Source organism: Mesorhizobium sp. P5_C1 (assembly GCF_054049815.1).
Genome location: NZ_JBFULQ010001076.1, coordinates 1 through 1,057, shown reverse-complemented (window position 1 = coordinate 1,057; position 1,057 = coordinate 1). Strand labels below are relative to the sequence as shown.

Annotated in this window: 1 protein-coding gene; it reads right to left on the bottom strand. The window is 57.0% G+C overall.

What is annotated here, in order from left to right:
• Nucleotides 1-349: 349 nt before the first annotated feature.
• A complete protein-coding gene (locus ACXJ7R_RS33985; protein WP_095091678.1) occupies nucleotides 350-967 on the bottom strand; it encodes a PilZ domain-containing protein in 618 nt (205 codons plus the stop codon).
• Between the last annotated feature and the right edge of the window lie 90 nt (nucleotides 968-1,057).

Below are 1,057 nucleotides of genomic sequence, written 5' to 3'. Positions count from 1 at the left end.
ATGCTGATCCCCAAGCTGTAAGCTGCATCGCCATTGCCGCCAGCAACAGCTTGCCCCTCGTCTTCTTCATTCCGGTAGTCTCCCCGTTCGAAGGAGACATTGCCACATGTGGATTTATTTGGGGCAAAAGTGCGAAGTAGATATTGAGTAAAACCCCAGTAGAATAAGCGTAAAATTTGAATCATTTGAGTATTGAATTGTTTGGATTTTGCTGCGAGGCGCTCCGCGAGCCTCTATGTCATGCGGCCCAGTAGGAAATGGCCTCGGATTGTCGAAGCGTCTCCTTCTGGGCTCGAAAAACAAAAAACCGGCCGCTAAGGGCCGGTTTCCCGAAGTGCTTCAGGCCTTGTCAGGCGCGCGGGGTGTTGAATTCGGAATCGAGCGTTTCGGGACGCTGGATGACGGCAAATTCGATGGCGACGCCGTCCTCGAAATGGCGGACGATCTGCCCGCGCATCGTGCCGAGCATGACCTGGACGCCGATCGCCGGCTTGACGTCGATCTCGATCGCGGCGCCGGAAAGCGACAGGTCGATGATACGGCACTGGTACTGACGGCCGTCGGTGAGCTGCAGCACGCTGGTTGGATTGCGCGGTGCGACACGCTCGTGCCGACGGTCTTCGGGCAGGTCGAGTTCGTGCTTGTTGGCAAGCCAGGTCAATTGCGCGGCAAGCTTGTCCTTCTTGCGGTCGGACGCGATAACGGTCATCGCGAAACCATCCTGCAAGGTGCGCGTGACGACACCTTCGATGCGGCCGATATGGTCGATATAAGCGATGACTTTTTCGCCCGGCATGCCAATGCGTTCGGTGCGAAGCGCTACATTGCCCGGTGACATGTCGACGACCTGGCAGGGGTGTTCGGTGCGGTCTTCCAGCATGAAGCGCCCGTAAATCTTGACCCGGACGCGCTGAAAGTTACGCCTTTCAGCTTGGGACGGCGCATAGTCGACCGCCGCTGACCTCATGACTGCCACACCTCGTTTGGCATCCCGCGCGTCGATGCGAGGAACTTCATCGGAGAAGTACAACAATAAGGGTTAACAAAGGGGAAAAGC

Bases quoted from the DNA above. Each gene is read 5' to 3' on its own strand.
- ACXJ7R_RS33985 (WP_095091678.1), bottom strand. From the start codon at position 967: ATGAGGTCAGCGGCGGTCGACTATGCGCCGTCCCAAGCTGAAAGGCGT.